The following is a 16,546-nucleotide window of genomic DNA, read 5'->3' on the forward strand; positions in this document are numbered from 1 at the left end:
CAGAAAAAATGTAAAAAAATCTTAATAACCCGAGTTCGACGTAAAATTTTGAACTCAGAACGCTTACAAATAGTAAGGTTCAAATGTATATTGGCGAAAGAATAGCGGGCTATTTTGAGACCATTACATGAAGAAGACTGCTGTTTGTAAGTGAAATATGATTGCTTTGAATAAAAAACAGATTTACATCGTCAAATTTCATCGCCATAGTTCACTATGCCTTATGAATTATTCCTTGTAAATCAGCTTTTTATTTCAATCTGAGTTTTAAAATTTAAATCGAACTCGGGTTAATAAGCTCCATGTGAATATGCCGATACATACTTTTACTATGCACTAAAAAATTAGAATAAAACATTATTTTTGCGCCATGCAGCAGATAGATTCATACAGACATAAGGGATTAAGAAGCCGATTGGTGCAGGAATTAGTGCAGAAAAAGATTGTGGACAAATCTGTTCTAACAGCTATTGGTAATGTGCCGCGTCATTTGTTTCTTGAAAGTAGTTTTATAAAATTCGCCTATCAGGACAAAGCTTTTCCAATAGGAGCAGGTCAAACCATTTCGCAACCCTATACAGTGGCATTGCAATCTCAATTACTCGAGGTAAAACCTGGTGAAAAAGTATTAGAAGTCGGCACCGGTTCAGGTTATCAGGCAGCCGTATTAATTGAAATGGGTGTCAAACTTTTTTCCATCGAACGCCAATCTGAACTTTATCAGCGTTCTACTCGTTTGTTGAGAGAACTGGGGTATCAAGGCCGTTTCTTTTTAGGCGACGGCTATGAGGGGCTCCCGGCTCAAGCGCCCTTTGATAAAATAATTATTACGGCCGGAGCTCCTGTCATCCCTCGTGCTCTGTTAACGCAGCTAAAAGTGGGTGGTATCATGATAATACCATTAGGTGATCAGGAACAAGTGCTAATGCGTATCGTTAGAATTAACGAGGATGAGTTTGAGCAGGAAGAAATTGAAGCATGTGCTTTTGTACCAATGCTTAATGGCGTTGTTAATAAATAATATTGAAACAAGCTAATGGCTAATAGCTGATAAAAAATGTTGTATAACGAATAAAGTTTCCCCCATCGCCTTCAAGGTACTTCCCCTAAGGGAAGATTATTAATGCTTATTAAATTCTCCCCTTGGGGAGATACCCAAAGGGAGAGGGGGGATAAATTCATAAATCAAACATTATCATTTTAGATCTTAAACTATATACCCATGAAAATTGACATAATTCCAATAAACCCATGGCAAGAAAATACATACATCTTGTCAGACGAAACGAAAGAATGTGTTATTGTCGATCCGGGCTGCCTATCTCCTGAGGAGCGAGAGTCTGTTGCTCAATTTATAGAAGACAAAGGGTATAAACCAGTGCGTTTATTGCAAACACATATGCACCTCGACCATGTTTTTGGTAGTAAATTTATTGCCGATAAGTATAATCTTAAGCTAGAAGCTCATAAAGATGATGAGTTTTGGGGAGAGCAAACAGTTGAGTATGCAGCTAACTTTGGAATGCAAGTAGATTCGAACCCTCCTGCCATTGGTAATTACCTTAACGAAGGCGATACGATTAGCTTTGGAAGTTCAACTTTAGAAGTCATTCATGTGCCGGGGCACTCACCTGGTGGTGTTGTGTTCTACAGTAAGGAAGATAAAATAGCGATTGTGGGTGATGTATTATTTCGCGAAAGTATTGGTCGAGCCGATTTGCCAGGTGGTGATTTTGATACTTTGGTTTCAAATATTAAAGAAAAACTTTTGGTGCTGGATGATGAGGTAAGCATTTATCCAGGTCATGGTCCTGCATCTACTATTGGTCATGAACGAACAAATAATCCTTTTTTAAGTTAGGTATAAAACTCTTTCACAATGTGAAGGAGTTTTTGTTATTAGAACAATAGAGTCCTAAATGATTTTACTCAATGCTCCGAACTGTTTGTTGAGACCCGGCCTCAGCCAATTAACCAAAAAACAAGTTTGAATTGACGCTTAAAATTGATTTCTGTTTGAGTCTTTTGGAGGTACGTAAAAAGGCGAGTTTAATCAATTTCAGTCAATCAAATGTAGTTTTTTGAGTGAAGAGGGTGTAGCCTTGATCTTTTTTCCTTAGTTTTTGTGTTCAAGAACAAAAAGTAAGTCCGGTTTGGGCGGATAGCTTAAGTGATGAAATTAATTAGGGCAACATTGTTAATTGATAATTATTTTCTAATAACCAAGCAAATATCATTGTCTTTTTAAGATTTTATTTATCAATTTGAAGTCGTAAAGAACACAAAAAATAATCGATAACATAAATTTCATAAGCATATGGGAACCGATAAGTTTGTCTCTCGTCACATTGGTCCAAGGGATCATGAGATTGACACTATGCTAACTAAAATTGGTGCATCAAGCCTTGAAGAGCTGATTGACCAAACTGTACCTTCATCTATTCGCCTCGAAAAGCCTTTAAATATAAGTAAAGGTTTAACTGAGCGTCAATATTTTAGAAAGATACATGACATTGCCCAACAAAATAAGGTTTATAACACCTATATCGGAATGGGCTATTACGATGTGATTACCCCGGCTGTAATTACACGTAATGTGCTTGAAAATCCGGTTTGGTATACCTCTTATACACCTTATCAGGCTGAGATTTCGCAAGGTCGTTTAGAAGCTTTATTAAATTTCCAGACGGTTGTGACAGAAATGACAGGAATGGAATTGGCCAATGCTTCATTATTAGATGAAGCCACTGCAGCAGCCGAAGCCATGATCATGTTGTACAACTCGCGTAGTCGCAAGCAGGCCAAAGCAGGTGTCAATATTCTATTTGCCGATGAAAATATGTGGCCTCAAACCAAGGAGGTACTTATTACACGTGCTAAACCAATGGGCATCGAACTGCAGTTTGGTGATATCCATTCATTCGAATGCAACGAATTGGTATTTGGTGTGATGGTTCAGTATCCAAACTCAAATGGAACAGTTGAGTGTTACAAGGCGCTTACTGAAAAAGTGCATGCCAATGACTGCCGTATTGCAGTGGCTGCAGACTTAATGAGTTTGGCATTATTGACGCCTCCGGGAGAATGGGGAGCCGACATCGTATTTGGTACAACACAGCGCTTTGGTATTCCAATGGGATATGGTGGACCACATGCAGCTTTCTTTGCAACTAAAGAATCATTAAAACGTCAACTTCCTGGTCGTATTATTGGTGTAACGAAAGATGTAAATGGTAAACGTGCTTTACGTATGGCTTTACAGACGCGTGAGCAGCATATTAAGCGTGAACGTGCCACATCAAATATTTGTACTGCCCAGGCCTTATTAGCAACCATGGCTGGTTTCTATGCTGTTTACCATGGCGAAGAAGGTATTAAGCGTATTGCTGAACGTATTCATTCTGTTGCTTATCAGATTACCAGAGAAGTTGAGAACTTAGGATATAAGCAGTTAAATGCAGACTACTTCGATACCATTCGTTTTCAGTTGCCAGAAGGGGTAAAAGTGGAAGATATCGAGAATTTCAGTCTTGATTTGGAAATGAACTTCCGCTATTTCGAAAACGGAGATGTTGGTATCAGTATTGATGAAACAACTAACCTGTTTGACTTAAACTGGATTGTTGAAGTGTTTGCTAAAGCAGCAGGTAAAGAAGTGCCTGTAATTGGCGATTTCAGCGAAGAGTTGGCCGTTAAGCCTGAGTTGGCACGTACGAGTCCATTCTTAACTCAGGATGTATTTGCGAAGTATCGTTCTGAAGCAGAAATGGTACGTTACATTAAGAAACTGGAACGTCGCGATATTTCATTGACACATTCAATGATTTCATTAGGCTCATGTACCATGAAGCTAAATGCTTCTACTGAGATGTTCCCGCTTAGCTGGATTGAGTTTAATGGTTTGCACCCATTTATTCCAACTAATCAGGCATTAGGTTACCATATGATGATGGATGAGTTACGTGGTGACTTATCTGAAATCACAGGTTTTGCCGATGTGAGCTTACAGCCTAACTCAGGTGCGGCAGGTGAATATGCAGGTTTGATGGTGATTCAGGCATATCACGAGAGTCGTGGTGAAGGACATCGTAATATCTCGATTATACCGGCATCGGCTCATGGAACCAACCCGGCATCAGCGGTTATGGCTGGTATGAAAGTGGTGGTTGTTAAATGCGATGATAGTGGTAACATTGATGTGGCCGACTTAAAAGCGAAAGCTGAAGAACATAAAGAAAATCTATCGAACCTGATGGTGACTTACCCATCAACACATGGTGTATTTGAAGAGTCAATCATTGAGGTTTGTCAGATTATTCATGATAATGGTGGTCAGGTTTATATGGATGGTGCAAATATGAATGCACAGGTTGGTTTAACCAGCCCGGGTCATATTGGTGCCGATGTGTGTCACTTGAATCTGCATAAAACATTTGCCATTCCTCACGGAGGCGGTGGTCCAGGAGTTGGTCCTATTGGTGTTGCCAAGCATTTGGTTGAATTCTTACCAGCTCACCCGGTTATTGATAATGGCCGTAAAGGCATTACAGCCGTAGCAGCTGCTCCATGGGGAAGCGCCAGCGTATTGCCTATCACTTATGGTTATATTAAGATGTTGGGTGCTGAAGGATTAACGCAATCGACTAAAATGGCCATATTAAATGCCAATTATATGGCATCTGAGTTAAAAGATGATTATGGTATTCTTTACACCGGTAAAAATGGTCGGGTAGCACATGAGATGATTTTAGAGTGTCGTCACTTTAAAGCAGACTCCGGTATTACAGAAACTGATATTGCTAAGCGATTGATGGATTATGGTTTCCATGCGCCTACTTTATCATTCCCGGTATATGGTACATTAATGGTAGAGCCAACCGAGAGTGAGTCATTACAGGAGTTAGACCGCTTTATCGCCGCCATGAAATCGATTTATGCCGAGATAAAAGAGGTGGAAAGCGGTGCTGCAGATAAAGAGGATAATGTATTGAAAAATGCCCCTCACCCTGCTTATAAAGTAGTTTCTGATGAGTGGACGCATTCATATGGACGTGAAAAAGCAGCGTATCCTTTGTCTTTTATTCGTGAGAATAAATTCTGGATTGATGTAGCACGTGTTGATGATGCCTATGGTGATCGTAACCTGGTTTGTGCCTGCGAACCAATCGAAAGTTACATGGAAGACTAAACTTGGTCGAAATATTTTTTTAAGCCTAACAATTCTTTTGAGTTGTTAGGCTTTTTTAGTTTATAAACAGAAACCTTTCGAACAGGTAAGCGTAATAATACCCGTTATAATCTAAATTAAGGATGATGAGAAAAGTTTTAGTATTACTTCTGATGGTAATTTCTGTTAATCTTCAAGCGCAGGATATGCCTGTTGTTGCAAGTGAAAATAAATCATTTCAGAATGTTAGCAGTATTAAGGTAATTGGCGAATTTTGTAAAGTTGATGTCAATAAAGGCGATGAAATCAATTTAGTAGCAGAGCTAAAAGCTGCTAAGGAATTAGAAGGATACGGTATAGTTTGCACTGAGGAGGCAGGTGTGTTGAAAATTGAAGTGACCAAGCCTGAGTCTGGATGGACATCACATACAGGCTTTGTTAAATTGACTATTCCTGAAGGAATAAAACTAAATATCCAAACGACATCAGGTTATATCACATTAAAAGATATGGTAGCAAACGATGTCTTGGCTCAGTCTAAATCTGGTAAAATTGCTGTATCCAACATAAGGGCGAAGCTTACCATTAAATCGAAATCAGCATCTGTTAAGGCCGAAAGCATTAAAGGTCAATTAAATATGTCAACAAAAGGGGGCTCGCACATCGTTCGTGATGTTGAAGGAGCAGTTTCCCTGTATTCAAGTAGTGGTGCCATGACAGTTGAGAACGTCAAAGGTGCTTTAAAAACAGAGTCGACCGATGGAGCACAAACAATCAAAGAAGTAAATGGCGATATTTACCTGAAAACTAAGTCGGGCGCCATGAAGCTGTCAGATGCCAAAGGTACTGTTGGTTCTTTGTCTGTTTCAGGTACGCTTAACTTATTTAATATTGAAGGCGTACTAAACTTGGTATCAACAAAAGGTTCCATTATTGGTAATCGCATTAACCTGACAGAATCATCTAACCTGCAAACTACGCAAGGTAAAATTAAGCTGAAGTTCCTTAACCCTAAGGAGTCATTTACTTTTGCCTGCCAATCAGAACATGCTTACATTATTGCCTACGGTAAATCTAAAAAGAAGAAGTTAAAAATGGGCGATGGACCTATTGTTATTACGGCAATTAGTACAACCGGTGCCATGAATTTTAATAAATAGCATACAAGCAACATATACATAATAAGCCTCACGTTAGTGGGGCTTTTTTATTGGGTCTGTTTAAGTCACCTCAGTAATATTTGCTGCTGGCATCAGTTTGGTCTTGTTTTGTAGCGACTCGGCTTTGTAATGTTTTGATGATTAAAGTGTATTAAATTCATTGCAGTATGACACAGTTTTTTTAAAGGTACACAAGGCAGCTTCTAAAGCTTTTATGCTTTTGGTGATTTTTTTCTTTGCTTTTTTGGTGAGAACAGTGTGTAAATATCATTCAATTAGAGTGTCAGATTTCTTTTTATCTTTTTTAAACAAGAGAAAGTTACAATAATAAAACTACAACAAAGTATAGGGATGTTATGGGTGCTATTTCACTGACGTTAGTAGGGTATTAGTAGCTTTACTTGTCTTACTTTATGTTGAACTTTGACTAATGTGAATTTATTCCTGATGAATATGAATAATTCTTACTTAAAAGTTTGTTATTGAATGACTAAAGGTGCTTTTTGAGTTTGCAATACTTCTGCAATAGTTATATTTTCAATTCATATTTATGTAAAGAGGCGTTTTAGGTTTGTGCCAAATAATTAGTTACATAGAGGGGAATGTATATTAAACAGAAGTTTTATGGCGGTAGATTGTAGCCTGTATTGTGATAAACAGGAGTGTCCTGTTTCTTCGAAGAAGGAAAAGCATTATCAACACCTTCTAATTTCCTTTCTTCGTTCAAATGCCTTGTTTGGATTAATACCCGAAAACCTTCGCCTTGGTGCATTTTTATACAATACCCATATTGCTAGGATTGTCTATGCCGACGAAAATTTTCTGAATAATAACCAAATCAGTGATAGGAACATAGAGCACCCTGCTATTGGTCGATTTTTATTGTCAAAGATTCACCCGGTTGACGTAAGGCGTATATCGTTGATGAAACGAATCGCCGATAAAAAAGGCCATGCTAACTTTTTAAATGGAATCGTACGTATTAAGTTCAAGGATGGTTATCGTGCGATACATTTTATGATTGTCAAACCAGACGAAAAGTACAGCGATTGTGAACACTTTCGCATTGGCATACAGCTCAAGCCATCATCTTCGCAGACCAATACGCATGATGAAATAGATGAACTGGAGCATTATCAACAATTGATTGACACCTTATCCGAACGTGAACAATCCATATTAAAATGCATTGTGCAAGGGCAAACGGATAAGGAAGTAGGTGAGATCTTGCACATTAGTGCACATACCGCACAGAAGCACCGTAAAAATATTCTTAAAAAGCTGGGTATAAAAAATACCGCTGCCCTTTCGTTTATTGCTGGTAAGTCACAATTGTTTTAGAGAAAATACTTAGAGTGTACTTTCAAATTGGGTGAAAATACCCGTTTTGGGTTATTGAACTTAGTAAAAGCCCTACCTAATTTTACTAATCAAGAATAACCTAAAATATCATACACTATGAGAGTGCAGATTGTATTCCTATGTATAACATTACGTTATGCCCATTCTTTAATGCAGGATTTTACCTTTTATTTGAACAGCTTATCAGATATGAACCGTTCGAGCTTTCATTCATTTTTTTTGATAAAACATAAAACGCGCCTGCAATGCCTCGCTTTATAGCCATTTTGGTTTTGGCATATATTTCAGTATCTGTTTTTTCTCAAGAGAAGCAGGATTCTACAGTGGACAGGCAGAATAAAGTGATTAAAGAGGCCCCTGAAAGTCTTCAGAAACTACTTGAGAATATTAAGGAGTCCGAACTTAATAAAGTAAACAGTACTTCTGATATTGAGATAGACGGGCTGCTATTGGATGAAACGAAAACGAAGAGTGGAAGAGATTTTTACTTTTTCTTCTATCAGAATTGGAATCCTCCGGCTAATGCCAAAAACTATTCAATTTTCATTAAGGAAAAGCCTTATCGACTTACGACCACTTTAATTGAAATAAAAATCAATGAGAGTCTCGTTTTTAAATCTTTCCTGCAGCCACGCAATGAAATGGTAAAAGCATTAGCGCAACAGGCGGTAGAACGAACCTACGCTTATCTGAAAAATTATGAAGAACTGCAAAAGCAATTGATGGGGGAAGATCAATCAGGAACAGGAATATTTTAACCAACTAAATACAACACACAATGATACATTTAAAACACGGCCTTATCATCATAGGTCTTATTCTAACGACAATAGGTAGTGCACAAGATTTTGTTTACACACCTAAAAATCCATCTTTTGGTGGCAATACCTTTAATTATCAATGGATGTTGAGTTCAGCCCAGGCACAAGATACCTACAAAGCACCTTCGGATGGAGACGATACAAGAGGGGGCTATTACAATCAGGATCCTATAAAGAATTTTTCAGAAAGCCTGAACAGGCAATTGTTAAGTCGCTTATCGCGTGAATTAGTAGCCAAGCAGTTTGGAGAAGAGGCCTTGTCAGAAGGAACGTATCTACTAGGAGATTTTCAGATTGAGATAGGAAATGATGATGGAGGCATGAATATCTCCATACTAGATAACACAACCGGTGCCACTACTAACGTGGTTGTGCCACACTTCTAACCCAAGCAACTTAATTTATGTATATAAAGCAATTAATAAAAAGTTGCTGTTTTATACTGCTTCTTGCAGGTTGCAGTCCTTTTTTTTATCAACCCCTCGACTCACAAAAAGCGAGCCTGGGGCCTGAAACTGAAATTAAAAAAGACTTGCTGGATTTACCTAAGCCCAAAAGCCCTATTGTCGCAGCAGTATATAAATTCAGTGACCAAACCGGCCAATACAAGCCAAGTAATACCGGTTCAAGCTGGTCAACAGCAGTAACACAAGGAGCTACCAATATTCTGGTACGCGCACTGGAAGAATCAGGATGGTTTGTTCCTATTGAACGAGAAAGTATTAGCAACCTTTTGACTGAACGTAAGATTATTCGCTCTAGTCGCGAGCAGTATAATGGAGATTCTGGGGCAAAACTACCTCCATTACTGTATGCAGGTATACTGCTCGAAGGTGGAATTGTATCTTATGAAACAAACGTATTTACTGGTGGAGCAGGTGTGCGTTATTTTGGGTCTGATGCATCAGCTCAATACCGGGAAGATCGTATCAGTATCTATTTAAGGGCAGTTTCAACCAGTAATGGTAAAATATTAAAAACCATTTATACTACCAACTCCATTTATTCACAGGAGGTATCATTAGGCGTTTTTCGTTATGTGAAATTTAAGCGACTCCTGGAAGCTGAAACAGGTTATACATACAACGAACCAACAGAGATTGCGATTACAGAAGCCATTGAAAAAGCAGTGCATGCGATGATTGTGGAAGGTATTATTGATGACCTTTGGCAACTCAATAATCCTACAGATATAAAGGCGGATGAAATAGCAAAGTACAAAAAAGAAAAGTCTGACAACTTTAAAGTGGATCATATAGGTGCCAAGTTTGAGCAGAACTACCGCTCAGGCTTTTATAGTTCGGTTTTAGGAAGCACTCAAAGTTATCGCGGCGATTACCTTAATTATGATTTTAATCCAGGTGCTAGTTTCAATGTAGGATTTGGTTTGAGCAAATCCTTCTTTATGGAGGCCAATGTGGGTATGGAGCAAATTAAATTTGATCCATTAATGGACTTGCAACAGTACTTTGGCGACTTAAGCTTTGTGTACCTGGCTAACCGGAAAGGCAAGTTCTCGCCCTACCTGAGTGTAGGAGGAGGTAGCTATTATAACGATATGCACCAATTGGGCTTATCAAATGAAATGTGGCTGCCCTATGTCAATACCACTGCAGGAATCGAATATCTTTTTACGAATAAAATAGCTGTTACTGGAAATAGCTATGTCAACCATTTGTTCACCGATTATTACGATGGAGATAAAGCCGGAGAGTCAAACGACTTTATCTGGGGCTTTCGATTTGGACTTAAATTTTACATTGGCAAATAAACAATCACAACTATGAAAAATATACATTACTTAGTTATCATTTTTATTTTACTAACCGCTTTTACTTGCGAAAAAGAGCATTTGGATTTTGAAAAATATGGTTCGGTCTCGGGTATCATACTCGATGGAGAAACATATACACCTTTAGAAGGGGTGTTGGTTGTGTCTAACCCGGCCAGTACCAGTACTATTACCAATAGTGAAGGTGCATTTGTTATATCCAAGATAACGAATGGGGATATCGCCATTACTGCCCGTAAAAAAGATTTTCTGACCAATAGTGTCAGTGTTGCCGTTTATGAAGATGAAAATACAGCCATTAACTTTTTTATGCTGAAGGATGAGCGAGAAGTGGGCTCAGTCTATATCTACGAGCCTGTGCCTGGTAATGGGGCTGTTGACCAGCGTAGCTCATTTACATTTACTTGGAATGTTGATCAGGAAAATAAAAGCAAAGAATTGGATTATACTGTCTACTTGTTTGAGTCCAATTCAACTGTACAAACCATTGTTGGTGAAAGCTTAATAACTAATGAAGTAACGGTAAGTGATTTGGAAGCCAATACAACTTACTACTGGTATGTGGTTGCTAAGTTTGAAGGTCATAATGTAGCCAATAGTCCGACATGGAGCTTTAAAACAGCTACAGATTTTGAATAATAAATTGATTTATAGTCTAATCTATTCAGTATTGTGATTAACAAAGAAATACTATTAGGAGAGACTAAGTGAACTTGAAAATGATGCGGTATGGAAATAAATCGAAAAAGAATATTATTTATTAGTTCTATTGATAAGCATCAAAAAGAACTGGCTACTATATTGTTTCAATTGGGATTTAATCTTGTTGCAGTAACAGATTTGGAAACGGCTATTCAAAAATCATCTGTTTCGGTACCCGATATTATTCTCTGTGATGGTAAAGTTGATGAATATAGTGCCCTCGAAATATTTAATATTTTAGAAAGGCGTATAGTCCACAAGAGAATACCATTTATTCTTATTTCTACTAATTTTAATTCTGCTGAACTGTTGATGGCTGAAGAATTGGGGATAGATGGCTTTCTTTTTCCGCCATTTGAAGCTGATAATGTGAAGAACATTATTGAACGACAATTTCAAAAGAGAGATTATCATACTTCGGTGGCAGAGAACAAATATAAAACTGTCTGTAAGCTGATACCATATGCTGTGTTTGTAGCAGAGAACAGACGAATTATAGAAGGCAATACAGCTTTTAAAAAGACATTTGGGTATACTGAGTTGAAAACAAAACAACCTTTTTTGAAGGAGTTGTTTAATTTTAGAGTTAATGAAACGGAAGAAATGAAATACATCCGGTTTCAGAATGGATTGTTAAAAGATGTTGTTTTTACGGCAATACCAGCTATTGAACATCCTGAGAAAAAATACAGACTACATCTGATTTACGTGGAGCAATCAAATAATGTCGTTCAAATAATTGGTATGGCTAAACCTGTAAAAAATAGCCAACCCAACTCAAATGAGTTGGTTAATGATTGCTTTTGCACACTACCTGTCCCTTCCTATGCACACCATTCTAAAGAAGAAAACAAAATGGGAGCAGATAGTATCTTAACCAAACGCGAAAAACAAATTCTTCAACTATCAGCCAAGGGCATACCCATTAAGCAAATAGCTGATCAATTGGGTATTTCTGTAAGAACGGTAGAAAAACACCGCTCCAATGTGATTCAGAAAACCAACTCAGGAAATATAATTGGGGCGGTACATATTGCGAAAACAAAATACAGCTTGTAGAATCTGCGATTAAGTTATTACTGCTAGTCTTTTACATATCCCACCCTGCTTGTAGAGCATGGTGGGATACTTGTGTTTACGGCTCTTTGTTAAGGCCGTTCGTATTGAGAACTAAGTGTTTTTACGTAGCTGAAATGCATGTCGTAAAACACTTATTGAAAGTTATTTGGGTGTAGTGTAGCTTTGTTTTGGTTCGAGTGTTTTTAGAATGTTTAAAACGAACTTTCAAATTAAGTTTATAACAGAGTAACCATCTAATTCTAAAATTAAATGTCATGAAAAAGTTAATTTTTATTATTTCAATGTGTATTGCTGTAACAGGGCTTATGGCGCAAAGTAATGCAGAAACGAGTCAAACAGGAGAAAATCAGACTGCGATTACAAATCAAACAGGAACCAATGAGGCTACTGTGACTCAAAGTACAGATGATGATTTTGAACAAACCGCAACTGTAACACAAACGGGCGGTGCAGGGGGTGCCAATATTGCAAATGTAACTCAAACAGAAACAGGTTCAAATGGAGGTGCAAATCAAAATATTCCCAATAATGCAACAGTTAATCAAAATGGATCAAGCAATGATGCAATGATAAGTCAGAGTGAGTCTGGTGGAGGTAACAAAGGTGCATTAAACACAACTATTACGCAAGAAGGAACTGGTAACGTTTCTAGTCAGACTTCTGTTGCGCCAGGCTATAATGGTGGTCATACCTTAGTAGGTATACAAGATGGGACAGGTAATCAATTAACTCAATCAACTGATGGGGGTTATACTATAGATATTAGAGCTGAACAAGATGGTACATCAAACCAAGCAACTCAACGTGGGCATGGAAGTACTCATACTGAATTAAAAGTGTATCAGAATGGTACTGGAAATATTGCGACTCAAGATGCGACAGGTAGCAATAATGGGTATTCATCAGCAGTAATTAAGATTGATCAGGATGGTTTTAATAATGAGGCTGTTCAGAACTATACTGGTGATGGTTGGTCACATAAAAATAATGCTGAAATTGTTCAGAATAACACTTTAAGTACTGATGTTGGAAACTGGGCAAGTCAAATCGGAAATGGTAGAGATTTAAATGCGCAGACATATCAAACTGGTGATAATAACTTTGCAGAAACAGAACAGTGGGGAGAACGAAATTCAGCTGTGGTTACGCAATCAGGGGATGGAAATACAGTAGGTACTAGAAATCAACCTTCATCACTTGGTATTTTACAGGATGGAAACGACAATATTGTTAACATTGATCAAATTGGTAACAATAATACAGTTAGTCAGTTTCGACCAGAAAAGGACGTGTATGCTTCTCATATGCAGTTTGGAGACAGAAATAATATGTCCATTACTCAATTAGGAAATGACCACGTTGTTGGTGAGGGTTCTTTCCCTTACAACGGAATCGATCAGAATGGAAATGATAATCAAGCCATAATTTTACAACATGGTGGTAATGGTAATAAAATTGGGCGATTCAATCAATATGGAGATATGAACTTTGCTGATATTGAACAAACTGGTAGCAACAATATGATCATTGGTGCTAGACAATTAAGATTAGGAGGCGTTGTAACCAATAACTCTCTAATCATTAATCAACTGGGTGATGACAATAGGATTACTAATGCATATGAAGAAGGTCTTAGTATAATTGGTACAATTGATCAGATGGGTAATGGTAACACAGCTTCCTTGGAATTAAGCAGGACCAATGCTTTTGGTGATATTGATCAACTAGGAAATGGTAATGATGCTACAGTGAGTATTTGGAAAAGTGGTGTAGGGGACAATAATAGTGGTACAGTTACTCAAACTGGAGATGGAAATGTGGCATCACAGTATGTAAGGTCACATAGTTCAATATCAAGCGATAATACAATGTTGACGACGCAGTTGGGTAATGAGAACCACGCCTACACATACATTGAAGGCTCAGATAATACCGCAACAACAGATCAGGATGGTATTGGTAATGTCTCAGCAGATATTTTTATTGTTGGATCAAATAATGAGGCAACGATATTGCAAACAGGCAATTTAAATGGGGCTTCCATTACACAGACGGGTGATTCAAACATTGGCTCTATAACCTCTAATGGTAATGGTCATTCAGGTTCAATCACACAAACTGGTGGAATGAATGAAGCTATAATAACTCAGAATTAACTAATTCTAAAATTTAATTATCATGAAAAAAGTAGTTTTTCTTTTAAGTATGTTGGTTTGTGCTGGTCTAGTAATGGCACAGAATTCAGGCAATGAGGCAGATATTGAGCAGTATGGTTCTAATATTGCTGAGATTGAACAAACAGGATCAGATAATGATGCGGATATTATCCAAGGAAGCTTGGCGACGCCTGTAACTAACAATAAGGTTCCAACAAATGCTGGAGATTGGAAAGGAGGAGCATTTATAGAGCAAATTGGGGATGATAATACAGCATCGATTACTATGCAAGGTGGCGGAAATAATGGATCGAGTATTTATCAGGATGGAGATGATAATGAAGGACATCAGGATATTGGTACATCTCAAACAATTGGAACTTCTTGGGATTTAATGGGGCTTGATTTAGATCAGATTGGAAACAATAATATGGCAACCCAAAGAACAGTTAGAAGTTTTGGAAGTGCAGGTGTAAAACGAATGTTTGTTATTCAAGAAGGTGATTATAATGTGGCTACTCAACTAAGTGTGGGAGGTTATAGTAATAATCAAAGCATAACACAAACAGGAAACAACAATAATAATGCAACTGTTAGTGGTAATGTTTTTGATATTAGCGCAACAACGTTAGGCAATCCTTTGGACCTCCCATTTAAGATGAGTAATGGAAGTACAGATGTTTCTGGTGATTATACTCAGTATTCAAATCAAATGTTTGGTAATGCTGTTATTAATGTTACTGGCGATAATAACAACACCTATCAATATCAGGAATATTCAGTGTGGTCGGTTAGTGGAAGAAATGATGCCTGGATTGATATTATTGGGGACAATAATGATGTAGTCCAAGGACAGCTTGGTGAGTATAATGACTCTGATATTGATATTGATGGCAATGGTAATGTCGTTACTACAAGTCAATTTGGTGATTCGAATATAATTGATGTTGATCTTGTAGGAGGTAGTACTAACTGTGTCGTGGGAATTGAACAAACTGGTAATTCTCATTCGGCTACTGTTTATCAGAGTGGAGCTTCAAACTTTGCAAAGATTATTCAGCAATAGTCAGGTAAATATAATCGTAAGCCCTGGTTTGTCAGATAGTGATAAACCAAGGCTTAAAAAATAATTCCATGAAACGATATCTGTTTATATTATTTGTTTTTATTGCTATAATGCCATCGGTAAGTGCTCAGGATATTCAGCCGGATGCATGCAAGTCCATTGAAGCTGAAATAGAACAAGTGGCTGCTACGCAGGTTTTTAATGATTATACATTAATTGAACAGCTTGGAGAAACCAACCATGTGCAAATTATTCAACAGAGTTTAGAGAAAGATTTGAATGTCATTTTAACTGGTCAGGATGGAGCTAATAACAATGGTTACATCCATCAATCCGGTTATAAGCATGCAACAGGTTTGCGGCAAGATGGAACCAATAATGAAGCCAATTTATGGTCAGAAGGACAGTTGACTTTGACTGTGGTTCATCAGGAAGGAGAAGGTAATATTCTCAATAGTTTTATTGATAATCAAGGTTATTTACCTAAAGCAGCTGCTATACAGCAAAAAGGGAATGGTAACTCGATAGAGTTAGCGTTGATAGGCAATGGCTATTTTAATGCATCTTTTCCTAAAGCGGCTGTAATTACACAAGAAGGTGATAATCATGAGTTATCGGCTAAACTGGAATCCTTTGGTTCGCCAATTCTTATAGAGCAACAAGCTGGCTTTGGTGGTGAGGGTATGAAAGTGAATATTTCCAATTCTGATTTTTATTTTCCGACGAAATAAACATACGCATCTTATAAAGTAATTATGACGTGTTGATGTTTTAGGTCAGTCCCGCAATGGCGTGACTTTTTAATTAAGAAATTTTACGGATGACATCTTTACTGGCAGTTTGTTAATAAAGATGTCATCCGTTTCTTATCACTTCTTTTGGGTGCAATCGATTAACCGCTCATGTGATAGCCTCTTCATTGTACATCGGGGAGTCACTTCTCTGTACATGGGGGAGCCTCTTCAGTGCTCACTGAAGCGACACCCACATGCTCGTGTGATAGTCTGTTAAGTATTCGAGTGATAGCTACTTCGCCAGCCTGTCCGGGTTATCAAAAGCACAGACGGATGTCATCTTTATTTGCAGTTGGTTAATAAAGATGACATCCGTTTAATTTCAGGATAATAAGATAGGTGAGCTTTTTTGATTCTGTTACGGGTTATATATCAATTACTAGCATGTCTTTGCCATGTTTTTAGCAATGTTTATCCAAGATTATTTAGGAATACCCATTTGGGGT

At 37.7% G+C, this 16,546-nt stretch carries 13 protein-coding genes; all 13 read left to right on the forward strand.

The annotated features are described in order from the left end of the window. The first annotated feature begins 370 nt into the window (after window positions 1-370). The 13 genes from JIV24_RS06280 to JIV24_RS06340 all read left to right on the forward strand — a co-directional run bounded on the left by JIV24_RS06280 (window position 371) and on the right by JIV24_RS06340 (window position 16,037). Window positions 371-1,021 (forward strand): protein-L-isoaspartate(D-aspartate) O-methyltransferase, encoded by a 651-nt coding sequence (locus JIV24_RS06280; protein ID WP_200464170.1) that lies wholly within the window; start codon window positions 371-373, stop codon window positions 1,019-1,021. A 201-nt stretch (window positions 1,022-1,222) separates the two neighbouring features. After that, the gene (locus tag JIV24_RS06285) at window positions 1,223-1,861 is read left to right on the forward strand and encodes an MBL fold metallo-hydrolase (protein ID WP_200464171.1); all 639 of its coding nucleotides are present in this window, start codon (window positions 1,223-1,225) and stop codon (window positions 1,859-1,861) included. Between the two features lie 456 nt (window positions 1,862-2,317). Then, the gene (gene gcvP, locus JIV24_RS06290; protein ID WP_200464172.1) at window positions 2,318-5,188 is read left to right on the forward strand and encodes an aminomethyl-transferring glycine dehydrogenase; all 2,871 of its coding nucleotides are present in this window, start codon (window positions 2,318-2,320) and stop codon (window positions 5,186-5,188) included. 125 nt (window positions 5,189-5,313) lie between these two features. Then, the gene (locus JIV24_RS06295) at window positions 5,314-6,327 is read left to right on the forward strand and encodes a DUF4097 family beta strand repeat-containing protein (RefSeq protein ID WP_200464173.1); all 1,014 of its coding nucleotides are present in this window, start codon (window positions 5,314-5,316) and stop codon (window positions 6,325-6,327) included. A gap of 624 nt (window positions 6,328-6,951) precedes the next feature. Further along, window positions 6,952-7,668, forward strand: coding sequence for a LuxR C-terminal-related transcriptional regulator (locus tag JIV24_RS06300; protein ID WP_200464174.1), 717 nt, complete (start codon window positions 6,952-6,954; stop codon window positions 7,666-7,668). A 266-nt stretch (window positions 7,669-7,934) separates the two neighbouring features. After that, a complete protein-coding gene (locus JIV24_RS06305) occupies window positions 7,935-8,447 on the forward strand; it encodes a CsgE family curli-type amyloid fiber assembly protein (protein ID WP_200464175.1) in 513 nt (170 codons plus the stop codon). 20 nt (window positions 8,448-8,467) lie between these two features. Further along, the gene (locus JIV24_RS06310; RefSeq protein WP_200464176.1) at window positions 8,468-8,896 is read left to right on the forward strand and encodes a curli production assembly/transport component CsgF; all 429 of its coding nucleotides are present in this window, start codon (window positions 8,468-8,470) and stop codon (window positions 8,894-8,896) included. A gap of 17 nt (window positions 8,897-8,913) precedes the next feature. Further along, the gene (locus tag JIV24_RS06315) at window positions 8,914-10,281 is read left to right on the forward strand and encodes a CsgG/HfaB family protein (protein ID WP_200464177.1); all 1,368 of its coding nucleotides are present in this window, start codon (window positions 8,914-8,916) and stop codon (window positions 10,279-10,281) included. Between the two features lie 12 nt (window positions 10,282-10,293). Then, window positions 10,294-10,941, forward strand: coding sequence for a carboxypeptidase-like regulatory domain-containing protein (locus JIV24_RS06320; protein ID WP_200464178.1), 648 nt, complete (start codon window positions 10,294-10,296; stop codon window positions 10,939-10,941). A gap of 90 nt (window positions 10,942-11,031) precedes the next feature. Further along, window positions 11,032-12,063, forward strand: coding sequence for a LuxR C-terminal-related transcriptional regulator (locus JIV24_RS06325; RefSeq protein ID WP_200464179.1), 1,032 nt, complete (start codon window positions 11,032-11,034; stop codon window positions 12,061-12,063). Window positions 12,064-12,338: 275 nt separating this feature from the next. After that, the gene (locus JIV24_RS06330) at window positions 12,339-14,240 is read left to right on the forward strand and encodes a beta strand repeat-containing protein (protein ID WP_200464180.1); all 1,902 of its coding nucleotides are present in this window, start codon (window positions 12,339-12,341) and stop codon (window positions 14,238-14,240) included. Window positions 14,241-14,262: 22 nt separating this feature from the next. Further along, window positions 14,263-15,306 (forward strand): hypothetical protein, encoded by a 1,044-nt coding sequence (locus JIV24_RS06335; RefSeq protein WP_200464210.1) that lies wholly within the window; start codon window positions 14,263-14,265, stop codon window positions 15,304-15,306. Between the two features lie 68 nt (window positions 15,307-15,374). Next, window positions 15,375-16,037 carry a hypothetical protein gene (locus JIV24_RS06340; protein ID WP_200464181.1) on the forward strand — a complete coding sequence of 221 codons (663 nt, stop codon included), beginning with the start codon at window positions 15,375-15,377 and terminating at the stop codon, window positions 16,035-16,037. Window positions 16,038-16,546 lie beyond the last annotated feature (509 nt).

This window comes from Carboxylicivirga marina, from assembly GCF_016612505.1.
Taxonomy (GTDB): domain Bacteria; phylum Bacteroidota; class Bacteroidia; order Bacteroidales; family Marinilabiliaceae; genus Carboxylicivirga; species Carboxylicivirga marina.

What these genes read in the sequence shown, in the direction of transcription:
- JIV24_RS06280 (WP_200464170.1), top strand. Translation starts at nt 371, where the DNA reads ATGCAGCAGATAGATTCATACAGACATAAGGGATTAAGAAGCCGATTG.
- JIV24_RS06285 (WP_200464171.1), top strand. Translation starts at nt 1,223, where the DNA reads ATGAAAATTGACATAATTCCAATAAACCCATGGCAAGAAAATACATAC.
- gcvP (WP_200464172.1), top strand. Translation starts at nt 2,318, where the DNA reads ATGGGAACCGATAAGTTTGTCTCTCGTCACATTGGTCCAAGGGATCAT.
- JIV24_RS06295 (WP_200464173.1), top strand. Translation starts at nt 5,314, where the DNA reads ATGAGAAAAGTTTTAGTATTACTTCTGATGGTAATTTCTGTTAATCTT.
- JIV24_RS06300 (WP_200464174.1), top strand. Translation starts at nt 6,952, where the DNA reads ATGGCGGTAGATTGTAGCCTGTATTGTGATAAACAGGAGTGTCCTGTT.
- JIV24_RS06305 (WP_200464175.1), top strand. Translation starts at nt 7,935, where the DNA reads ATGCCTCGCTTTATAGCCATTTTGGTTTTGGCATATATTTCAGTATCT.
- JIV24_RS06310 (WP_200464176.1), top strand. Translation starts at nt 8,468, where the DNA reads ATGATACATTTAAAACACGGCCTTATCATCATAGGTCTTATTCTAACG.
- JIV24_RS06315 (WP_200464177.1), top strand. Translation starts at nt 8,914, where the DNA reads ATGTATATAAAGCAATTAATAAAAAGTTGCTGTTTTATACTGCTTCTT.
- JIV24_RS06320 (WP_200464178.1), top strand. Translation starts at nt 10,294, where the DNA reads ATGAAAAATATACATTACTTAGTTATCATTTTTATTTTACTAACCGCT.
- JIV24_RS06325 (WP_200464179.1), top strand. Translation starts at nt 11,032, where the DNA reads ATGGAAATAAATCGAAAAAGAATATTATTTATTAGTTCTATTGATAAG.
- JIV24_RS06330 (WP_200464180.1), top strand. Translation starts at nt 12,339, where the DNA reads ATGAAAAAGTTAATTTTTATTATTTCAATGTGTATTGCTGTAACAGGG.
- JIV24_RS06335 (WP_200464210.1), top strand. Translation starts at nt 14,263, where the DNA reads ATGAAAAAAGTAGTTTTTCTTTTAAGTATGTTGGTTTGTGCTGGTCTA.
- JIV24_RS06340 (WP_200464181.1), top strand. Translation starts at nt 15,375, where the DNA reads ATGAAACGATATCTGTTTATATTATTTGTTTTTATTGCTATAATGCCA.